Below are 18,464 nucleotides of genomic sequence, written 5' to 3'. Positions count from 1 at the left end.
CGGCCTTGCGCGCCAGGCCCTATAATTCCGCCCATCATGGCAAACACTCCCTCCCCCGATCAAAACCAGTTCGCCAACAAGGCGCAGGCCTGGTCCGCCCGGTTCTCGGAACCGGTTTCCGAACTCGTCAAGCGCTATACGGCGTCCGTGGATTTCGACAAGCGCCTGGCGCGCTACGACATTCAGGGTTCGCTCGCGCACGCGGACATGCTGGCCGCCCAGGGCATCATCGGCGCCCAGGACCTGGCCGACATCCAGCGCGGCATGACACAGATCCTGTCCGAAATCGACGCCGGCAGCTTCCAATGGCTGCTCGACCTCGAAGACGTCCACCTGAACATTGAAAAGCGCCTGGTGGAACTGGTGGGCGACGCGGGCAAGCGCCTGCACACCGGCCGTTCGCGCAACGACCAGGTCGCCACCGACATCCGCCTGTGGCTGCGCGCCGAAATCGACAACCTGCTGGACCTGCTGCGCCAGCTGCGCCACGCCCTGGCCACGGTGGCCCTGGACAACGCCGGCACCATCATGCCCGGCTTCACGCACCTGCAAGTCGCCCAGCCCGTCACCTTCGGCCATCACCTGCTGGCCTACGCCGAAATGTTCGGCCGCGACGCCGAGCGCCTGGCCGACTGCCGCCGCCGCGTGAACCGCCTGCCGCTGGGCGCCGCCGCCCTGGCCGGCACGTCCTACCCGATCGACCGCGAGCGCGTCGCCAAGACCCTGGGCTTTGACGGCGTGTGCCGCAATTCGCTGGACGCCGTGTCCGACCGCGACTTCGCCATCGAATTCTGCGCCGCCGGCGCGCTGATCATGACGCACGTCTCGCGCCTGTCCGAAGAGCTGGTGCTCTGGATGAGCCCGCGCGTGGGCTTCATCGACCTGGCCGACCGCTTCTGCACCGGCAGCTCGATCATGCCGCAGAAAAAGAACCCCGACGTGCCCGAGCTGGCCCGCGGCAAGACCGGCCGCGTCAACGGCCACCTGGTCGCCCTGCTGACCCTGATGAAAGGCCAGCCCCTGGCCTACAACAAGGACAATCAGGAAGACAAGGAAGGCCTGTTCGACACCGTCGACACCGTGCGCGACACGCTGACGATCTTCGCGGACATGGCCGGCGGCATCAAGGTCAAGGCCGACAACATGCGCGCCGCCGCCCTCCAAGGCTTCGCCACCGCCACCGACCTGGCCGACTACCTGGTCAAGCGCGGCGTGCCGTTCCGCGACGCCCACGAAGTCGTGGCCCACGCCGTGCGCGACTGCGAACAGCGCGGCTGCGACCTGGCCGACCTGTCGCTGGACGAACTCAAGGCCTACCACGCCAGCATCGGCGACGACGTGCACCAGGTCCTGACCCTGGAAGGCTCGGTCGCGGCCCGCAAGCACGTGGGCGGCACCGCCCCCGAGCGCGTGGCCGAGGAAGCCCGGCGCGTGCTGCAGGAAACGGCGGAGTAAGCCTGGTTTTCCGATGCAAGATGATCGGCCCCGTTAGCGGGGCCGATTTTCATTGACATGCGGGACTTGCAGGCTTGCCAGCCTCAGGCAATCGACACGTCCAGGCGGCGCCCAAGCTGCCCGAGAGCGGATTCGACTTGCTCGATCCGGGATGCGTGTCGCACGTTGAGCAACCGGTCCACTTGCGGCATGTGAACCCCCATGCGCCTCGCCAACTCGGCCTTGCGCACCCCCTGAAGAATCATCTCGTTCGACAGAAAAACCTTGCTGGTGACCAAGGCGGGCAAGGTTACTGACGCCTGGCCCTTGGCAGGTTTGGAGGGCATGGGAATGGGGCGACGCGCCTCGAAGTAGATCTCCAGCGCAGCTTCGAGCGCCTCTTCGGCGTTGATTGCCGCCTCATCGACGTCCTGCCCCACGGTGAGCGCTTCTGGAATGTCTGGAAACTGGACTAGCCACGTATCGTTGGTGTCGCGAGTCAGGGTGTAGGGATAGGTCAGCATTCAGGCTTCCTGTTTGATGAGAGTGCCAGGCAAGGGCCGTTTGCGTGACGCGCATCCGGCGTGCGGGACGCACAACGTCATTTCAAACCGAGCTGTTTCTTGATTTCGCTTTCCAGGTGCTTGCCCATTTCCTTGGACCCGTGATGCGGAAAGATCGTAGTCACGCCGTTCAAGGTAACCCGGTAATGGCTGCTGCCTGACTTATGCGGCACAAACACTGCCCCTTGTCGTTCCAGCCATCTCTTGAATTCGCTGTATTTCATGACCGATGGTCACGGCCTGATTGAGCATAAACAAAAATGTTGAATAAATAAACAGAACTGTTTACTTGAGCCGTCCTCCTCCCACCATGAGCGTAGAAGACGTAGGAACAGCGCGGCGCAGGGCCGTCACTTTCTCAGACCAAACGATATTGCGACCGCCCGCTACACGATGCTGAGCGACTCCCCCAGCATTTCCACCACCGCGTCCACCTTGGGCAGTAACTGCTTGCCCAGCGGCCACACCAGGTACAGCGGCAGGCCTTCGGTGGCCAATTGCGGCAGCACCTCGACCACCCGGCCGTCGCGCAAGGCGTCGGCCGCCAGCCAGGTCGCCAGTTGCGCGATGCCGAAGCCGGCGACGACGGCGTCGACCTGGGCCGCGGGCAAGCGCTACCCGACGCCCGCGAGCCGGCGCCGAAACCCGGCAGCAGCAGCCCCGACGCTCAGCGCCCGCCCGCCTCCGGCATACAGGCCGGCACGGCGCGCGCGGCCGGCGCCTTGATCAGGAACTCCTTCAGGCTGGCCACGTTGTTCTTCTTGAAGATGCGGTTCTTGTAGGTGACCACGGTGGTGGGCGACAGGCCCAGTTCGCGCCCCACTTCCTTCGCCGTATGGCCCTGGCGCAGCAAGTCCGCCACCTGGATCTCGCGCAGCGACAGTCCGCTGCACCAGGACGGCGCGCGCGGCGCGTCCGTTTCCGCGCGGCACAACTGGTGATGACGCCGCGCCAACGCGATCAGCAGGGGCGCTCGCCCGCGCATCAGTTCGGCTACGTCCGGCGAATGGGCGTGCGAGAAATACAGGTTCAGGTAGCTGATGCCCTCATCGCGGCAGCCGATGAGCGAAATCTTGCTGGCAAAGCCCGGGCGCTCGAACAGCACGCGGCGGTACTCGTCATCCGCGATGCGTTCGGGCGACGCGGTCTGGACGACCAGGTCGGGATGGTGGCCGGGCCGGCACGCCATGTCGCGCAGCAGTCCGTAATTGGGGTCGCGCCGGTAGAACTCGTTGTCCACGAACACATTCGTGGTCCATTCGATCAGGGACTGGTTGAGCAGGCTGGCGGCCGACGAATACTGCACCGAGCCCTCGTGGCCGTAGAACACGTGCGACACGTGGTCGGCGGCCACGGTTTCGCGCAACGCCAGCAACAGCGCGGCATGGAACATCGGACCGCCCAGGTCCATGACGGCGGACTCGGCCCAACGGTCCGGCCCCCCGCCCGCGGGCATAGGGTTGTTTGTCTCTTCCATGGTGTCGTTTTCCCCCGCTTGCGCGTGTTTTCCCGATTCTAAGGTCATCCCCCGCCGCCGCGATGTCCTCTTCCGTGAGGACATGACGGACCCGCGCGGCGCTCCTAGAGTGGGGCCTGCAACAAACCACATCGAACTAGGGAAAACGATGAAAGAGCTTCCCATCTATCCATACGTCAGGCCCGAGGAAATGGACCGCCCGCGCCGCGATCCGCATCCGGTGGCGGTCGTGGGGGCCGGATTGACCGGGTTGACGCTGGCGCTGGATCTGGTGCGGCGCGGCATCCCCGTGGTCGTGCTGGACGACGACAACACCGTCGGCGTGCGTGGCCTGGCCTCGCGCGGCATGGTCTGGGCGCAGCGCACGCTGGACATCTTCGACCGGCTCGGCATGGCCGGCGACGTGGTCGGCAAGGGCGTGCGCTGGAACGTGGGCCGCGTGCTGTGCCGCGACATGGCGGTGGCCTCATTCACGCTGCAAGACCAGCCCGACATGCGCCACAACGGCTTCGTCAACCTGCAGCAGTACTACCTGGAAGCCTTCCTGGTGGACGCGCTGATGCGCGAGCCGCTGGCCGAGCTGCGCTGGTTGAACCGCGTCGCCGGCATCGAACCGCAAGCGGACGGCCCGGCGACGCTGCAGGTGGAGACGCCCGACGGCGTCTATCTGTGCCGCGCGCAATGGGTCGTCGCCTGCGACGGCGCGAAGAGCGCGGTGCGCGGCATGCTGGGCCTGAGTCCGCGGGTCTACGACCAGACCGAGGACCGCTGGATCATCATCGACATCGTGCTGCGCGACACCACCTGGCCGGAGGAACGCTGGACCTGGCTGGACGCGCGCAGCAACCATGGCCGCGCGGTCTGGCGCCACAAGATGGCCGATGACACCTGGCGGCTGGATTTCCAACTGCGCGCGGACGAAGATCCGGCCGAGGCGGCAACGGACGCGGCGATGCGCCAGCGCGTGTGGGACCTGCTGGGCGAACGCGTGGAATTCGACATCGCCTGGCACGGCGTCTGGGCCTACCGCCATGAATGCCTGGACAGCCTGCGCCACGACCGCGTGCTGTTCGCAGGCGACTCGGCCCACCTGGTCGCGCCCTTCGGCGCGCGCGGCGGCAACGGCGGCATCCAGGACGCCGACAACCTGGGCTGGAAGCTGGCCCTGCTGCTGCAAGGCCGCGCGAGCGACTCCCTGCTGGACACCTACAGCGTGGAGCGCAAGCACGCCGCGATGGAGAACATCCGCCAGGCGCGCCGCTCCTCGCGCTTCGTCTACCCGGGCGCGGCCCGCTCGGCCGCGCTGTGGCGCGACGCCATCATCGACCTGGCGCCGCGCCACGCCGTCGCCGCCCGCATGATCAACACCGGCCGCCTGTGCATGCCGGCCATCTATCCCGAATCTGCGCTGGCTTGCGGTCCGCACGCCCTGGCCGGGCGCGCGCTACCCAACGTGGTGCTGCGGCAAAGCGACGGGCTGACCCTGCACGGGTTGCTTGGCCCCTGGTTCACCGTCCTGGTGTTCGGCGATGCCCTGCCGGCCGGCGTAGAGGACGACGACGGCCTGCTGCGCTGGACCGCCGTCGGGCCGCTGTGCGATGAGCGTGGACGCGCGGCTCTGGCGCACCAGCTCGGCCAGACGCTGGATGGCCAGGCCTGGCTGCTGCGCCCCGACCAGCACGTCATGGCCGCCGCCACGCCCGAGACGCGCGATCCCCAGGCCGTGCAGGCCTGGATCAGCGCGGCGCTGGATGCGCCCGTCGCCTGTCCCGAATCCCTGCCCGAGGCCCGCGGCCTCTACCGCTCAACCGGAGGCGCCAGCCATGCCGCTATCCCAGCAACAGCTTGACGACCTGCTCGAGCGCCTCATTGCACTGACCAACGTGCCCGACCCCGCGGCCCAGCGCGACAGCCTGGCCCGGCTGTCGCTTCTGCTCATCGAAGCCGTGGACGACGCGGCCCGTGTGCAGGCGGCGGTCGACGAGATGCTGGCGAGCCAGCCCGGTTCGCCCGCCTTGAACATTCCATGAACCACGGAGACGGCGCCATGACGCTGCAACACCCCCCTGCCTGCCCCGCCATCCAGGGCCTGCATCACTTCGCCTGGCGTTGCCGCGACGCGGAAGAAACCCGGCATTTCTACGAAGACATCCTGGGCCTGCCGCTGGTGCACGTGGTCAAGGAAGAACGCGTGCCCTCCACGGGCGAGCACTGCCCCTTCGTGCACCTGTTCTTCGAATTCGCCGATGGCTCCCACATCGCCTTCTTCGATCTGGGCGACAACGGACTGAGCCAGCCCGATCCCGCCACGCCGCGCTGGGTCAACCACTTCGCCATGGAAATCCGCGGTGAGGCCGAGTTGGAAGGGATGCGCCAGCGACTGCTGTCCCACGGCGTCGACGTGGTGGGGCCGACCGACCACCACTTCATCCGCTCCATCTATTTCTTCGACCCCAATGGCATCCGGCTCGAATTGACCCTGCGCCTGCCCGTGGACGACTACGTGGCCCGCAAGCGCCGCAGCGCCCATGACGACCTGGCCGCCTGGACCCGCGACAAGGCCGCCGGGCTGATGCCCGGCGCCACCGGCACCAGCAGCCAGCAGCGCGGCCAGGCCCACGCCAGCTGAACCGCCCACTTTCCATTCATTAAAGGAACACCATGAGCAAACCCTTCGCCTCCCAGGCCGACCTGGGGGAAAAGAAGATCTCCTTCGAACGCCTGTCCGACAACGCCTACGCCTACGTTGCCGACGGCGACCCCAACTCGGGCGTGATCATCGGCGACGACAGCGTGATGGTGGTCGACGCGACCGCGACGCCGGCCATGGCGCAGGCGCTGATCCGCGCGATCCGCGGCGTCACGGACAAGCCCATCCGCCACGTGGCGCTGACGCACTACCACGCCGTGCGCGTGCTGGGCGCGTCGGCCTTCGCCGCCGAGGGCGCGGCCAACGTGTACGCCAGCCGCGGCACGCATGAGCTCATCGTCGAACGCGGCCAGGCCGACATGGACTCGGAGATCGGCCGCTTCCCGCGGCTGTTCCAGTCCGCCGAGACCATACCCGGGCTGACCTGGCCCACCGTGGTGTTCGAGCGCGAACTGACCGTGTTCCTGGGCAGCCTCGAAGTGCGCATGCTGCATCTGGGCGCCGGCCACACCCGGGGCGACTCCATCGTCTGGATTCCGTCGCAGGGCATCTGTTTTTCCGGCGACCTGGTGGAATTCAACGCGGGCGTGTACACGGGCGATGCCTATTTGTCCGACTGGCCCGCCACGCTGGACGCCCTGCAGGCGCTGGAGCCGCGCCAGATGGTGCCGGGCCGCGGCCCCGCGCTGACCACGCCCGCCGCCTGCCGCGAAGCCATCGGCTACACGCGCAGCTGGGTCGAAACGCTGTACGGCTGCGCGCGCCAGGGCGTGGAGCAAGGCAAGAGCCTGAAGCAGGTCTATGAGGACACGCGCCGCGTGATGGACCCCGAGTTCGGTCACGTCGTCATCTACGAACACGCCATTCCCTTCGATGTTTCGCGCGCCTATGACGAGGCCAGCGGCATCGCCGATCCGCGCGTCTGGACCGCCCAGCGCGACCGCGACATGTGGGCTGAACTCACCGCCTGATCCCGCACGACAAGGCCCCAGCGCGGGCCTGCCTATCCGATACGGAGTACCTGAAGATGAAACTCGCCACCCTGACCAACGGCGCCCGCGACGGCGTCCTGGCCATCGTCAACCGCGACCTGACCCGCATGCGCGCCGTGCCGCACATCGCGGCCACCTTGCAGCAGGCGCTGGACGACTGGGCCCGCGCCGCGCCGCTGCTGCAGGCCGAATATGAATCGTTGAACGCCGGCGACGGCGCCAGCCTCCCCTTCGACCCCGCCCGCTGCGCCGCCCCCCTGCCGCGCGCCTACCAATGGCTGGACGCATCGGCCTACCTGAACCACGTGGAGCTGACGCGCCGCGCCCGCGGCGGCGAGATGCCGCCTTCGTTCCTGACCGATCCGCTGATGTACCAGGGCGCGTCGGATGACTTCATGGGCCCCTGCGAAGACATCACCGCCGCCAGCGAGGAACTGGGCGTGGACCTGGAAGCGGAGATCGTGGTGGTGACCGACGACGTGCCGCTGGGCGTGGACGCCGACACGGCGCTCGAACACATCGTGCTGCTGGGCCTGGTCAACGACGTGACCCTGCGCAACGTGGTGCTGCCAGAGCTGTCCAAGGGCTTCGGCTTCCTGCAGGGCAAGCCCGCCTCGGCGCTGTCGCCCGTGCTCGTCACGCCTGATGAGCTCGCCCCCTACTGGCGCGGCGGCAAGCTGCACCGCGCCATGCAGGTGTGGCTCAACGGCCAACAGATCGGCCGGCCCCAGGCGGGCGAGGAAATGCAGTTCCACTTCGGCGAACTGATCTCGCACGCGGCCCGCACGCGCCGCCTGGGCGCGGGCACGCTGGTGGGCAGCGGCACCATTTCGAATGCCAGCGACGCGGCCGGCGTGTGTTGCCTGGTCGAGGCGCGCGTGCGGGAGAAGTTGCGCGACGGCGAAATGCGCACGCCCTTCCTCAAGCATGGCGACCGTGTGTGCATCGGCATGCGCGACGACGCGGGCGCAAGCCTGTTCGGCGACATCGACCAGCAGGTGTGCATTCCCGGCACGCGCCCCTTGCCTGGCACCGTATCGGCCGACGCTTCTGAGCCCGCCGCCGCCTGACCGGAGACCGCCATGGCCGATACGCCTGCCCTCACCCTGCACAGCTACTGGCGCAGTTCCGCGGCCTACCGGGTCCGCATCGCCCTGGCCTTGAAAGGCCTGCCTTACCGGCAGGTCACCTGGCACATGGTCAAGGGCGAGCACCAGCAGCCCGCCTACCGCTCGCTCGCGCCCTTCGGCCTGGTGCCCATGCTGGAAATCGACGGCCTGCGCCTGCAGCAGTCGCTGGCCATCATCGAGTACCTGGACGAGCGGCATCCCGGCGCGCCGCTGCTGCCGGCCGATCCGGCGCTGCGCGCGCAGGCCCGCGCGCTGGCGCAACTGATCGCCTGCGAAATGCATCCGCTCAACAACCTGCGCGCGCTCAAGCGCCTGCGCGCCCAGTTCGGCGCGGATGACGAAGAGATCCAGGACTGGTACCGCCACTGGTGCGCCGAGGGCTTCCAGGCCTTCGAGGCGGCGCTGCCCGTGGCGCAGGACGGCGGCTACGCGCTGGGCGCCGCGCCCACGCTGGTCGAGTGCTATCTGATCCCGCAGGTCTACAACGCCTTGCGCTACGGCGCGGACCTGACGCCCTTCGAACGGGTCCGCGCCATCGTCCAGGCCTGCGCCAGCCTGCCCGCGTTCGTAGCGGCCCGTCCGGAAAACCAGCCCGACGCGCCGCAGAGCGCCGCGGCCTAGGCAACGCCTCCCAATAAGAAGCTGAACCGCCGCATTCCCCCACGGAGACAACCATGCAGACAGAAATTCCCGCCGACGGCGCCGCCGTCGCTTCCGCCCGCCGGGCCGCATCCGGCCCGCTGGTCAGCGCCGACGACCGCAAGGTACTGGCCGCCACCCTGGTCGGCTCGGCCATCGAGTGGTACGACTACTTCATCTACGTCCAAGCCGCGGGATTGGTGCTGGGTTCGCTGTTCTTCGCGCCATTCGCCAAGGAAAATCCCGAGCTGTCGCTGATCCTGTCCTTCGCGACGGTGGGCGTGGCCTTCCTGTTCCGGCCGCTGGGCGCCATCGTCTGCGGCCACCTGGGTGACCGCTACGGCCGCAAGCGGGTGCTGGCGGCCACGCTGATCCTGATGGGCGTGTCCACCGCGCTGATCGGCGTGCTGCCCACCTACGCGCAGATCGGCATCTGGGCGCCGGTGATGCTGGTGACGCTGCGCGTGCTGCAAGGGTTCTCCGCCGGCGGCGAATGGGGCGGCGCGGCGCTCATGGCGGTCGAGCACGCGCCGCGCGACCGGCGTTCGCTGTTCGGCGCCTTCCCCCAGATCGGCGTACCGCTGGGCATGATCGTCGCCACCGGCGTGCTGTGGTGCATTACCTCCCTGGTCGGCCCCGACAACTTCATGGCCTGGGGTTGGCGCGTGTCTTTCCTGCTGTCCATCGCGCTCATCATTGTCGGCGTCTTCATCCGCCGCGCAGTCGAGGAATCGCCGGTGTTCCTGGAGATGCAGTCGCGCCGCAGCCATTCCTCGGCGCCGCTGGGCACGCTGTTGCGCAAACATCCGCGCCAGATCCTGCTGACCACGCTGATCTTCGTGGGCAACAGCACGGCGGGTTACCTGCTGGTCGGCTTCTTCATCAGCTACGGCAGCCGGGCGCTGCGCATGCCGCCACAGCAGGTGCTGATGATCTGCACGCTGGCCGCGGCCTGCTGGCTGGGCACCACGTTGCTGGGCGGCTGGCTGGGCGACCGCATCGGCCGCGTGCGCACCTTCCAGCTCGGCTACGTGCTGCTGGCGCTGTGGGCCATACCGATGTGGTCCTTCGTCGACTCCGGCGACGTCATGCAATTCGCCTTCGCCCTGGCCGTGCTGTCGGTGCCGCTGGGCCTGACCTACGGCCCGCAGGCCGCGCTGTACGCCGAGATGTTCCCGGCCGACGTGCGCTACTCGGGCGTGTCGGCAGGCTACGCGCTGGGCTCCATCCTGGGCGGCGCCTTCGCCGCGATGATCGCGCAGTCCATCATCACCGCCACCGGACAGTCCTGGCACGTAGGCGTCTACGTCATCGCCATGGCCGTGGTGTCGTTCGTCGCCGTGAGCCTGGTCAAGGACCGGCCCGGCGTCACGCTGCACGCCGATTGAACTTGATCCTCTGCCAAAGTCACCTGCCCTCGCACGCCATGAGCACCTTCATCCGCCAGGACGACCTGATCGAATCCATCGCCAGCGCGCTGCAGTACATCAGCCATTACCATCCGGCCGATTACATCGCGCACCTGGCCCGCGCCTATGAACGCGAAGCCAGCGCGCCAGCGCGCGACGCCATGGCTCAGATCCTGGCCAGCTCGCGCATGGCCGCCATCGGTAAGCGGCCGATCTGCCAGGACACCGGCATCGTCAACGTCTTCCTGGAGGTCGGTATGGACGTGCGCTGGGAGGGCTTTACCGGTAGCCTGGAAGACGCCGTCAACGCCGGCGTGCGGCGCGCCTACCTGGACCCGGACAATCCGCTGCGGGCCTCGGTGGTGGCGGACCCGCTGTTCAGCCGCGGCAATACCCGCGACAACACGCCCGCCGTTATCAACACACGCATCGTGCCGGGCGCAAGCGTGGCCGTCACTGTCGCGGCCAAGGGCGGCGGCTCGGAAAACAAGGCGCGGCTGGCCATGCTGAACCCGGCCGACAGCGTCGTCGACTGGGTGCTGGCGCAGATTCCCGCCATGGGCGCCGGCTGGTGCCCGCCCGGCATGCTGGGCATAGGCGTGGGCGGCACCGCCGAAAAAGCGGTGCTGCTGGCCAAGGAAAGCCTGATGCAGCCGCTGGACATGCACGAACTGCAGGCGCGGGCGCAGCGCGGCGAAACACTGGAGCCCGAGGACGCGCTGCGGCTGGAACTGCACGAGCGCGTCAACGCGCTGGGCGTGGGCGCGCAGGGCCTGGGCGGCCTCACCACGGTACTGGACGTGAAGATCAAGACCTACCCCACGCACGCGGCCGCCAAGCCCATCGCGCTGATCCCCAATTGCGCGGCCACGCGCCATGCAAGCTTCGTGCTGGACGGATCCGGCCCCGCGCACCTGGCCCCGCCCTCGCTGGATCTCTGGCCCGACCTGGGACCCGGGCGCGGATCCAGCGCCGGTCGGCGCGTGAACCTGGACACTCTCACCCGCGAGGAGGTCGGGTCCTGGCGCGCCGGCGAAACCTTGCTGCTAAACGGCCGCATGCTGACCGGACGCGATGCCGCGCACCAGCGCATCCGCGAAATGCTGGCCCGCGGCGAGCCCCTGCCCGCCGACTTCCGCGGCCGCGCCATCTACTACGTGGGCCCGGTGGACGCCGTGCGCGACGAGGCCGTCGGCCCTGCCGGCCCGACCACGTCCACGCGTATGGACGGCTACACCGACATGATGCTGGAGCGCACGGGACTGCTGACGATGATAGGCAAGGCCGAGCGCGGCCCGCAGGCGGTCGAGTCAATCCGACGCCACCGGGCGGCCTACCTGATCGCCGTGGGCGGCGCGGCCTATCTCGTCTCCCGCGCCATCCGCAGCGCCCGGGTGGTCGCGTTCGAGGACCTGGGCATGGAAGCGATCCACGAATTCGAAGTCACGGACATGCCCGTGACCGTGGCGGTGGACGCGGAGGGCGGCAACCTGCATGTGTCCGGGCCGGCGCAATGGCGCCGCACGGCGGGGGCCAGGGAGATACCGGTGGCGCTGGCGGGCGCTGCCTGACCACGGGGATTGGCGCCCCCTCGAAGGCGCCGCGCGGTATGCGCCACGGCTCGGCGCGTGTTCAATCCAGCTTGAATTCCACCACGGCTCCGCCGCTGCCATAAAGCGGCGCATATTCCAGCACATTGGCGCCACGGAACCGGTCGCCCAACGCGCCCAGCAGCCAGGACATGTGCTTGAAGCCCATCTCCGCCTTGGCCTGCCCGGCGTACTCGGGCATGAGTTCACGCAGTTTTCCGGCGTCGCCGCTTTCCAGCAGCGCCAGCATGCGGCGGTTCCAGTCGTCGTCGGTCTGGGAGATCAAGCGGTCGGATTCCGGCGCCACAGGCTCGCGGAACATGGTGTTGGACAGGCCGCCTATGCCGATGACCGCCGCCCGCTTGCCCTGGGCCGCGGCCGCCTGCAAGGCGATGCGGCTGAGCTGCTCCGTCTGCGCGTTGTCGTGATACAGGTTATTGGCCGCCAGCGTCACGGGCAGCTTGTCGGTGCCGAAGCCCATCAGCGTGCTGACCGTGATGGTGCCCGTATCGATGGGAAACTGGTCGTAGTCCACGCCGCGCGCATGGATGCCGGCGTCGCGGCAGCCCTGCACGCAGGCTTCTGCCAAGCCCGTGTCGCTGGCGATGTCAAAGGGCAGCTCGCCGTACTCGTGCCAGTTCTCGTCCACGTGCACACCGGTGCTGCGCGCGCGGGTGATCCACAGCTGGTCCAGCACCGCCATCCACTGCGTCGAATACACCAGCACCACGTCGGGCCGGGAAGCGGCGAGCGACTCGCCGGCCGCGCGCAGCGCCTGATGCAGCCGCCCCCAGGGCGCCACGTCGCTGCGCAACTGCGGCAGCGGGCTGCCGGGAACGAGAAATGCGGAAACGAGGGTCATGGCATGTCTCCAACGGCTAGGCCGTAACGCCAGCGGGGGCTTCAAGGCGGGACAGCCCGGCCTCCTGCAGATTCCATTCCATCACCGCGTTGCCGGTGCCGATCACGGTGCCGTAGCCATGGAACTTGCCCGCCAGCTGCGGATAGCCCATGGCCGCGTGCATCCAGGTGAACGCGCCGGATTTCACTTCAGCGAAGGCTTCGTCGATGAACTGGGGCAGGAGTTCGAACACCTCGCCCATCCTGCCCTTGCGCATCAGTTCGATCATGCGGATGTCCCACAGATAGCCGTCGTAACGCGCCGGATGCTCCTTGGACATGTCCTCGGGCACCTCGGGCTGCTCGTGGAAATGCCAGTGCGACAGCGTATTGCTGGCCAGCAGGACCGCGCGCCGCCCGCTCTTGCGTATGGCTTCGCGCGTGGCCCGGCCCAGCAGGTCCATTTCCTTCTGCCCTTCCTGGGTGTCGAGGTAGTACGGCGTGTTGTTCGCCGACAGCCCCACCACCGGGATGTCCCATTGCGGCCGCACCATGTGCAGCGTGGTGATGGTGCCGTAGTCCACCCTGAACTTCGGATTGCGCATCATCTTGGTGACCAGGCCCAGCTTGCTGCCTTCCTCGCAACAGGCTTCGGCCAGTTCCACGTCCACGTCCATGCCGAAGTCGTAGCGGAACAGGTCGGGAAAGATCGGATCGACCGAGCGGCCCGCCAGGCGCGGCACGCCCAGGAAATGGTGGCCCACCTGGGTGATCCAGTGCGGCGAATGCACCAGCAGCACGTCGGGCTGCAGGCGTTCGATGCTCTCTCGCACGTGGTCGTAGGCCCAGCGCAGGCTTTCCCAGCCGCCGCGCGAGCGCGGCTCGTTCTGCGGCGGGTTCTCGCCGTACACCAGGTGCGGCGGGTGGGGAGCCAGGAATCCGGAAAGAATTTCGCCGTCCTTCATTGCTTACTCCTTTGCGAGAGCAGTGGGAACCCGTTAGGCCGATGCGACGCCTGTCATTTTGTACGTATACGTACTTGATTCAAGTATCGATTCGTGCAAGGCCGCTGTCAACGGGCGGCGCGTCCTCAGAAGATAGGGAGTTTCCCCGAGCGGCCACGAAAAAAAGGAGCAGTGATAGCTGCTCCTTTGAAAAGACCCTACGAAAAAACCGTTTCCATCATCGCGTGCGGAGATGGCCGGTTTCTCGCGGCGCCGGCGGGCGCGATATAGCCTTGGGCGGCATTACACGCCATCTTTGGCCCCATGCATATCACTGAAATTGGGTATTTTTCGTCCGGCAGCAACGTCAACGCATAGTTGGCCACATCCAGAAACAACCGCCCGCGCCACTCCGATATCATCGCGGCTCCCTGCGCCCCGCCCGCCCGTCCATGCGTCCATCACCCGCCCGCCGCCGCCTTTCCTCCCGCCACCTGACCCGCCTGATCGTCCTGGCCGCATTGGCCGGGGCAGCCGCCGGCTTCGGTCCGTCCGTCCAGGCGCAGACTGCCCGCAAGCCTTCGCCCTACGAGAACTCGCGGCCGTTGACTCCCGACGAGCGCGCGGCGCAGCCAGCGGAAGACGCCAAAAAGGCGGGCCCGGCCTTTCTGGGGAAAATCCAGACCCAGGCCGAATTCCTGCAGTTGGCCCGGGTCTACAACCCCGGCACGCCGTTGGAGATCCCCCACGTGCTGTTCGTGATCGACCGGAAACAGGGCGGCAAGATCTACTACCTCAACACACCGCGCTACTCGCTGCACGAGAACTTCGCACGTGAACGTCGCCTCTTGCCCGCCGACGACAAAGCCACGCTGATCGCCCAGTACAAGGACCCGCAGCGGCGTCTGCTGTTCGGCACCCTGAGCTGGCAGCGCGACCTGCCCGGCTACACCTATGAATTCTGGGAAGGCGACCGGCTCACTCCGGAACTGCTGCAGCTGACCGAGGAGAAACTGCAGGCCAGCTTCTACCAACCGGTGCGCTTCAAGGCCAATTCCACGCTGCATGAACAGCTCGCGCAAAACGCCGGCCTGAAGGCCGTGACGCAGGAATCGCTGCTGCGCGAACAGACCTTCCTGCCGCTGAACACGGGTCAGGCCCAGGGCCGGCTACGCATCGTGGCCTCGGTGGACGACACGCCGGATCTGGCGCCGACCGACATCCTGGTGCTGGACGAGGTCCCGGTCGCGCTGCCGCCCGTGGCCGGCCTGGTCACGCAACGGCCCTCCACCCTGCTGTCCCATGTCAATCTGCTGGCCAAAGGCTGGCGCATTCCCAATGCCTATGTGCGCGATGCCGTGGCGACGCTGCGCGAGCACGACGGCCAGTGGGTCGAGCTGACCGTCACCAATAATGCCTATCAGGTGCAGCGCATCGCCAAGCCTGAAACCGCGCCGCCGCCCAAGGCCGCGCGGCCGCTACCCAAGCCCGACCTGACGGTGAAGGCAATCAAGCCGCTCTCCGGCATGGTCACACGCGACAGCCGCCATTGCGGCGTGAAGGCGGCCAACCTGGGCGCGCTGAAGTCGGCGCTGCCACCCGCGGCCACCGTGCCGGACGGCTTCTGCATCCCCTTCGCACAGTACGCGGCATTCATGGCGCAGCTGCGCGTGCCGCAACGCATCGCCGCGCTGGAACAGCGGGCGGACTTCGCCAGCGATGCCAACGTGCGCCGCGCCGAACTGGCCGCGCTGCGCCAGGACATCATCCAGGCCCAGCCCGATCCGGCCTTGGCCGCGGCCTGGCGCGAACGCTGGCAAAAGCAGTTGCAGGGCCGCGGCGTATTCGTGCGCAGCTCGTCCAACTCCGAAGACCTGCCGGGATTCAGCGGCGCCGGGCTCTACACCACCGTACCCAACGTGACGCAGGCCGACGCGCTGGCGCAAGCCGTGCAGACCGTGTGGGCCTCGGTCTACAACTACGAAGCCTACGAAGCCCGGCGCGCGGCCGGCATCGGCCAGGACGGTGTGGTGATGGCGGTGCTGGTGCAACAGGCCGCCGCGTCTGACAGCTCGGGCGTCATGATCACCCGCGATCCCTTCGACGCCTCGCGCCGCTACGTCACCTACATCTCGGCCAAGCGCGGCCTGGGCATCAAGGTGGTGGAAGGCAAGCGGCAGGCCGAACAGCTGATGTACTCCAGCTGGTCCAAGGCAGTGCAGGTACTGACCCGCTCAGCCGAGGACACCCAGTTGGTAGCCGACGCAGCGGGCGGCGTGCGCGAAGTGCCGATCGAGGGCGCGCGCCAGGTGTTGAACGATGCCCTGGTGGCGCGCCTGGCCGCGGTAGGCAGCCAGGTCAAGCAGCGCCTGGGCGGCGCGGACCAGGATATCGAATGGGCCGTGCAGGGCGACAACATCCTGATCCTGCAGGCCCGGCCGTATATCGACGGCAGCCGTTAGGCCTTAATCCGGACTCGCTCCCGAGGCCTGCACGACCTGCTTCCACTGCATGTACTCGGCCTGCTGCCGCGCCGCCAGCTCGGCCGGGCCGTCGTGCATCATGGTGACCCCCAGCTGGTCGAACTTCTGTTGCAGCGCCTGGTCGGCCAGGACTTTGCGGATGGCCAGATGCAAGGTGTCGGTCGCCGCGCTGGGCGCTTCCTTTGCGCCATAGAACGCCACCCACAGGTCGCCGCGGAATCCCGGTATGGCTTCGTTGATGGCAGGGACGTCGGGCAGCAAGGCGTTGCGCTTTTCGCTGCTGACGCCCAGCGCGCGCAGCTTGCCGGCCTTGATGCCTTCCACGGCCGAGGGCAGGCTGGCGAACAGCATCGGCACCTGATTGCCCATCACATCCGCCATGGCTGGCGACACGCCCCGATAGGGGATGTGCTGCATGCGCAGCCCGCCCATCTGGTCCAGCATGACGCCCAGCAAATGGTTCAAGGTTCCCGCCCCGGCCGAGGCGTACTGGTACTTCTCCGGATTGGCCTTGATCAAGGCAATGAATTCCTTCATGTCCTTCGCGGGAAAGGCCGGGTTCACGCACAGCACGTTGGGCACTTCACCCACTGCGGCGATCGGCGCGAAGTCCTTGATGGGATCGAACTTCGCGTCTTTGTAGACCCAAGGCACGATCAGCTGATTGCTGTTCGCCGTGAACAGCACGGTGTAGCCATCCTGCGGCTCGCGCAGGAACGCCTGCGTGCCCACGACGCCGCCAGCGCCGGGCTTGTTGATGACGACCACCGGCTGTCCCAGTTCGGCGCCGAGTTTTTCCGCCATGATGCGCGCAACGATATCCACCGTGCCGCCGGCCGCAGTGGGCACGACGACATTGATCGGACGGTCGGGAAAAGCGGCATGCGCCTGCCCCAATCCCGTCACCGCCGCGGCGGCGCACAGGGCCAGCACGCCCTGCCTCAGTTTCTTGAATCCCATTTCATTCCCCTTGCTGTTTCAGCAGATGATGTAAATCCCGGCCGACGGCGAGCAAGGCCAGGTCCTTGCCCAGATCGCCGACCAATTGCATGCCCATGGGCAGTCCCGCGCGGCTGAATCCGGTCGGCAGGTGCAGGCAAGGCCACCCCAGCACCGACCAGATCTTGTTGTATGAAGCGTCGCCGGTGTGCTCCAGCCCAAGGGGCGCCGGACCCGGCGTGCTGGGCGTAAGCACCAGGTCGGCGCCGCCATAAAGCGCGCCCCAGCCGTGGCGCAGCGCGGCCTGAATCCCGAGCATCTCGTGGTACTCCCCTGCCCCGATGGCCAAGCCACGCGCCACCGCCTGGCGCAAGACGCCGCTCAAGGCATGACCCCGGCGTTCCACCACCGGCCCCAGACTGCGCGCGAACTCGTAGTGCATGATCACATCGTGCGCCTGCAGCAAAAGCGCCGTCTCGCGCTCGGCTTGCACTGGCACGCACTGCACGCCATGCGCGGCCAGCACCGCACGGGCGCGATCGATCTCGGCATGGCTCTCGGCACACAATCCGGCTTTCGGATTGTTCAATTGCACCGCGACGGTCAGTTGGCGGCCGGACGGTACGGGCGCGTGCGCGCCGCCCACGAGCACGTCCGCGATGAGCTGGGCGTCCGCCACGCTATTCGCGTACCAGCCTATGGTGTCCAGCGATTCGCAGGTGAGCTTCATGCCGTCCCGGAACACGCGCCCGGCGCTCGGTTTGAATCCCACCACTCCGCAATACGCCGCCGGGCGGATCATCGAACCTCCGGTCTGCGTGCCCAGCGCGGCTGGCACCATGCCGGCCGCCACCGCGGCCGCGGAACCGCTCGAGGAGCCGCCAGGCGTGTGCGCCAGCGCATGCGGATTGCGGGTGGGGCCCGGCGTCCTGAACGCAAACTCGGCCGTCACGGTTTTGCCCACCGGAATCGCGCCCGCCGCGCGCAACATGCCCACGCTGCAGGCGTCGAACGCCGCATTGCCGGCAATCAAGGCAGGCGCCCCAAAACCGGTGGGCATGTCGGCCACGTCGATCACGTCCTTGATGCCGATGGGCACGCCGGCAAGCGCGCCGGCGGCGTGCCGCGCCGGTTCCATCTGCTCCAGCGCCACGGCGGGCAGCACATGGCTCCATGCGCGGATTGCCGGATCTTGCCGCGCGATGGCCGCCAGGCTCTGGCGCGCCGCCGCGAACACCGCCGCTTCGCCATCCCGCACTCTTTGAGCGATGGCAGCGACTGACGGAGAAATGGAAGCGAGGGACATGTGCGGATCCGGAATGCCGGCGGTGTGTAGCGATGCGGCATCTTAGGAACTCGACTAATCTATGTCCAA

The 18,464-nt window shown here is 67.6% G+C and carries 18 protein-coding genes; 10 read left to right on the top strand and 8 right to left on the bottom strand.

The window, feature by feature from the left end:
• The first annotated feature begins 36 nt into the window (after positions 1 to 36).
• A complete protein-coding gene (gene argH, locus HV793_RS11530) occupies positions 37 to 1,455 on the top strand; it encodes an argininosuccinate lyase (RefSeq protein ID WP_054456589.1) in 1,419 nt (472 codons plus the stop codon).
• Positions 1,456 to 1,538: 83 nt separating this feature from the next.
• Here argH and HV793_RS11525 read toward each other — a convergent pair whose 3' ends face one another.
• The 4 genes from HV793_RS11525 to HV793_RS11510 form a co-directional block, all read right to left on the bottom strand.
• On the bottom strand, positions 1,539 to 1,958 hold the full coding sequence (locus tag HV793_RS11525; RefSeq protein ID WP_175213203.1) for a type II toxin-antitoxin system HicB family antitoxin: 420 nt from the start codon (positions 1,956 to 1,958) through the stop codon (positions 1,539 to 1,541).
• Between the two features lie 77 nt (positions 1,959 to 2,035).
• Positions 2,036 to 2,221 carry a type II toxin-antitoxin system HicA family toxin gene (locus tag HV793_RS11520; protein WP_119449491.1) on the bottom strand — a complete coding sequence of 62 codons (186 nt, stop codon included), beginning with the start codon at positions 2,219 to 2,221 and terminating at the stop codon, positions 2,036 to 2,038.
• 162 nt (positions 2,222 to 2,383) lie between these two features.
• A complete protein-coding gene (locus HV793_RS11515; protein ID WP_054456588.1) occupies positions 2,384 to 2,608 on the bottom strand; it encodes a LysR substrate-binding domain-containing protein in 225 nt (74 codons plus the stop codon).
• 56 nt (positions 2,609 to 2,664) lie between these two features.
• Positions 2,665 to 3,474: a helix-turn-helix transcriptional regulator gene (locus tag HV793_RS11510; protein WP_119449488.1), complete on the bottom strand. Its 810-nt coding sequence runs from the start codon at positions 3,472 to 3,474 to the stop codon at positions 2,665 to 2,667.
• Positions 3,475 to 3,622: 148 nt separating this feature from the next.
• Between HV793_RS11510 and HV793_RS11505 the strand changes: the two genes are divergently transcribed.
• The 8 genes from HV793_RS11505 to HV793_RS11470 are packed head-to-tail and all read left to right on the top strand — an operon-like array spanning position 3,623 to position 11,865.
• Positions 3,623 to 5,323 (top strand): FAD-dependent oxidoreductase, encoded by a 1,701-nt coding sequence (locus HV793_RS11505; RefSeq protein ID WP_175213202.1) that lies wholly within the window; start codon positions 3,623 to 3,625, stop codon positions 5,321 to 5,323.
• The gene (locus HV793_RS11500) at positions 5,298 to 5,504 is read left to right on the top strand and encodes a hypothetical protein (RefSeq protein ID WP_054456585.1); all 207 of its coding nucleotides are present in this window, start codon (positions 5,298 to 5,300) and stop codon (positions 5,502 to 5,504) included. The genes HV793_RS11505 and HV793_RS11500 overlap by 26 nt, the downstream gene beginning before the upstream one ends.
• A gap of 17 nt (positions 5,505 to 5,521) precedes the next feature.
• Positions 5,522 to 6,103, top strand: a complete 582-nt coding sequence (locus HV793_RS11495; RefSeq protein WP_054456847.1) for a VOC family protein — start codon at positions 5,522 to 5,524, stop codon at positions 6,101 to 6,103.
• A 32-nt stretch (positions 6,104 to 6,135) separates the two neighbouring features.
• A complete protein-coding gene (locus tag HV793_RS11490) occupies positions 6,136 to 7,095 on the top strand; it encodes an MBL fold metallo-hydrolase (RefSeq protein ID WP_175213201.1) in 960 nt (319 codons plus the stop codon).
• 56 nt (positions 7,096 to 7,151) lie between these two features.
• Positions 7,152 to 8,186 (top strand): fumarylacetoacetate hydrolase family protein, encoded by a 1,035-nt coding sequence (locus tag HV793_RS11485; protein WP_175213200.1) that lies wholly within the window; start codon positions 7,152 to 7,154, stop codon positions 8,184 to 8,186.
• A gap of 12 nt (positions 8,187 to 8,198) precedes the next feature.
• On the top strand, positions 8,199 to 8,867 hold the full coding sequence (maiA, locus tag HV793_RS11480) for a maleylacetoacetate isomerase (RefSeq protein ID WP_054456582.1): 669 nt from the start codon (positions 8,199 to 8,201) through the stop codon (positions 8,865 to 8,867).
• Positions 8,868 to 8,920: 53 nt separating this feature from the next.
• The gene (locus HV793_RS11475) at positions 8,921 to 10,273 is read left to right on the top strand and encodes an MFS transporter (RefSeq protein ID WP_054456581.1); all 1,353 of its coding nucleotides are present in this window, start codon (positions 8,921 to 8,923) and stop codon (positions 10,271 to 10,273) included.
• 38 nt (positions 10,274 to 10,311) lie between these two features.
• A complete protein-coding gene (locus HV793_RS11470) occupies positions 10,312 to 11,865 on the top strand; it encodes a fumarate hydratase (protein ID WP_175213199.1) in 1,554 nt (517 codons plus the stop codon).
• A gap of 61 nt (positions 11,866 to 11,926) precedes the next feature.
• Here HV793_RS11470 and HV793_RS11465 read toward each other — a convergent pair whose 3' ends face one another.
• Both HV793_RS11465 and HV793_RS11460 read right to left on the bottom strand, forming a co-directional pair.
• Positions 11,927 to 12,745: a DODA-type extradiol aromatic ring-opening family dioxygenase gene (locus tag HV793_RS11465; RefSeq protein WP_175182094.1), complete on the bottom strand. Its 819-nt coding sequence runs from the start codon at positions 12,743 to 12,745 to the stop codon at positions 11,927 to 11,929.
• A 16-nt stretch (positions 12,746 to 12,761) separates the two neighbouring features.
• Complete coding sequence (locus HV793_RS11460) at positions 12,762 to 13,688, bottom strand: DODA-type extradiol aromatic ring-opening family dioxygenase (protein ID WP_054456579.1); 927 nt, start codon at positions 13,686 to 13,688, stop codon at positions 12,762 to 12,764.
• Between the two features lie 431 nt (positions 13,689 to 14,119).
• Here HV793_RS11460 and HV793_RS11455 point away from each other — a divergent pair, with 431 nt between their 5' ends.
• Positions 14,120 to 16,129: a PEP/pyruvate-binding domain-containing protein gene (locus tag HV793_RS11455; RefSeq protein ID WP_175213198.1), complete on the top strand. Its 2,010-nt coding sequence runs from the start codon at positions 14,120 to 14,122 to the stop codon at positions 16,127 to 16,129.
• A 3-nt stretch (positions 16,130 to 16,132) separates the two neighbouring features.
• Here HV793_RS11455 and HV793_RS11450 read toward each other — a convergent pair whose 3' ends face one another.
• Positions 16,133 to 17,110 (bottom strand): Bug family tripartite tricarboxylate transporter substrate binding protein, encoded by a 978-nt coding sequence (locus HV793_RS11450; protein WP_175213197.1) that lies wholly within the window; start codon positions 17,108 to 17,110, stop codon positions 16,133 to 16,135.
• A gap of 1 nt (position 17,111) precedes the next feature.
• Entirely contained in the window at positions 17,112 to 18,395 is a 1,284-nt protein-coding gene (locus HV793_RS11445; protein ID WP_175213196.1) for an amidase, read from the bottom strand.
• Between the last annotated feature and the right edge of the window lie 69 nt (positions 18,396 to 18,464).

The organism is Achromobacter aegrifaciens, assembly GCF_902859965.1.
Lineage (GTDB): Bacteria > Pseudomonadota > Gammaproteobacteria > Burkholderiales > Burkholderiaceae_B > Achromobacter > Achromobacter aegrifaciens.
This window is presented reverse-complemented; position numbering and strand designations above follow the sequence as displayed.

Excerpts from the sequence above, each read along its gene's own strand:
- argH (WP_054456589.1), top strand. The coding sequence starts at position 37 with ATGGCAAACACTCCCTCCCCCGATCAAAACCAGTTCGCCAACAAGGCG.
- HV793_RS11525 (WP_175213203.1), bottom strand. The coding sequence starts at position 1,958 with ATGCTGACCTATCCCTACACCCTGACTCGCGACACCAACGATACGTGG.
- HV793_RS11520 (WP_119449491.1), bottom strand. The coding sequence starts at position 2,221 with ATGAAATACAGCGAATTCAAGAGATGGCTGGAACGACAAGGGGCAGTG.
- HV793_RS11510 (WP_119449488.1), bottom strand. The coding sequence starts at position 3,474 with ATGGAAGAGACAAACAACCCTATGCCCGCGGGCGGGGGGCCGGACCGT.
- HV793_RS11505 (WP_175213202.1), top strand. The coding sequence starts at position 3,623 with ATGAAAGAGCTTCCCATCTATCCATACGTCAGGCCCGAGGAAATGGAC.
- HV793_RS11500 (WP_054456585.1), top strand. The coding sequence starts at position 5,298 with ATGCCGCTATCCCAGCAACAGCTTGACGACCTGCTCGAGCGCCTCATT.
- HV793_RS11495 (WP_054456847.1), top strand. The coding sequence starts at position 5,522 with ATGACGCTGCAACACCCCCCTGCCTGCCCCGCCATCCAGGGCCTGCAT.
- HV793_RS11490 (WP_175213201.1), top strand. The coding sequence starts at position 6,136 with ATGAGCAAACCCTTCGCCTCCCAGGCCGACCTGGGGGAAAAGAAGATC.
- HV793_RS11485 (WP_175213200.1), top strand. The coding sequence starts at position 7,152 with ATGAAACTCGCCACCCTGACCAACGGCGCCCGCGACGGCGTCCTGGCC.
- maiA (WP_054456582.1), top strand. The coding sequence starts at position 8,199 with ATGGCCGATACGCCTGCCCTCACCCTGCACAGCTACTGGCGCAGTTCC.
- HV793_RS11475 (WP_054456581.1), top strand. The coding sequence starts at position 8,921 with ATGCAGACAGAAATTCCCGCCGACGGCGCCGCCGTCGCTTCCGCCCGC.
- HV793_RS11470 (WP_175213199.1), top strand. The coding sequence starts at position 10,312 with ATGAGCACCTTCATCCGCCAGGACGACCTGATCGAATCCATCGCCAGC.
- HV793_RS11465 (WP_175182094.1), bottom strand. The coding sequence starts at position 12,745 with ATGACCCTCGTTTCCGCATTTCTCGTTCCCGGCAGCCCGCTGCCGCAG.
- HV793_RS11460 (WP_054456579.1), bottom strand. The coding sequence starts at position 13,688 with ATGAAGGACGGCGAAATTCTTTCCGGATTCCTGGCTCCCCACCCGCCG.
- HV793_RS11455 (WP_175213198.1), top strand. The coding sequence starts at position 14,120 with ATGCGTCCATCACCCGCCCGCCGCCGCCTTTCCTCCCGCCACCTGACC.
- HV793_RS11450 (WP_175213197.1), bottom strand. The coding sequence starts at position 17,110 with ATGGGATTCAAGAAACTGAGGCAGGGCGTGCTGGCCCTGTGCGCCGCC.
- HV793_RS11445 (WP_175213196.1), bottom strand. The coding sequence starts at position 18,395 with ATGTCCCTCGCTTCCATTTCTCCGTCAGTCGCTGCCATCGCTCAAAGA.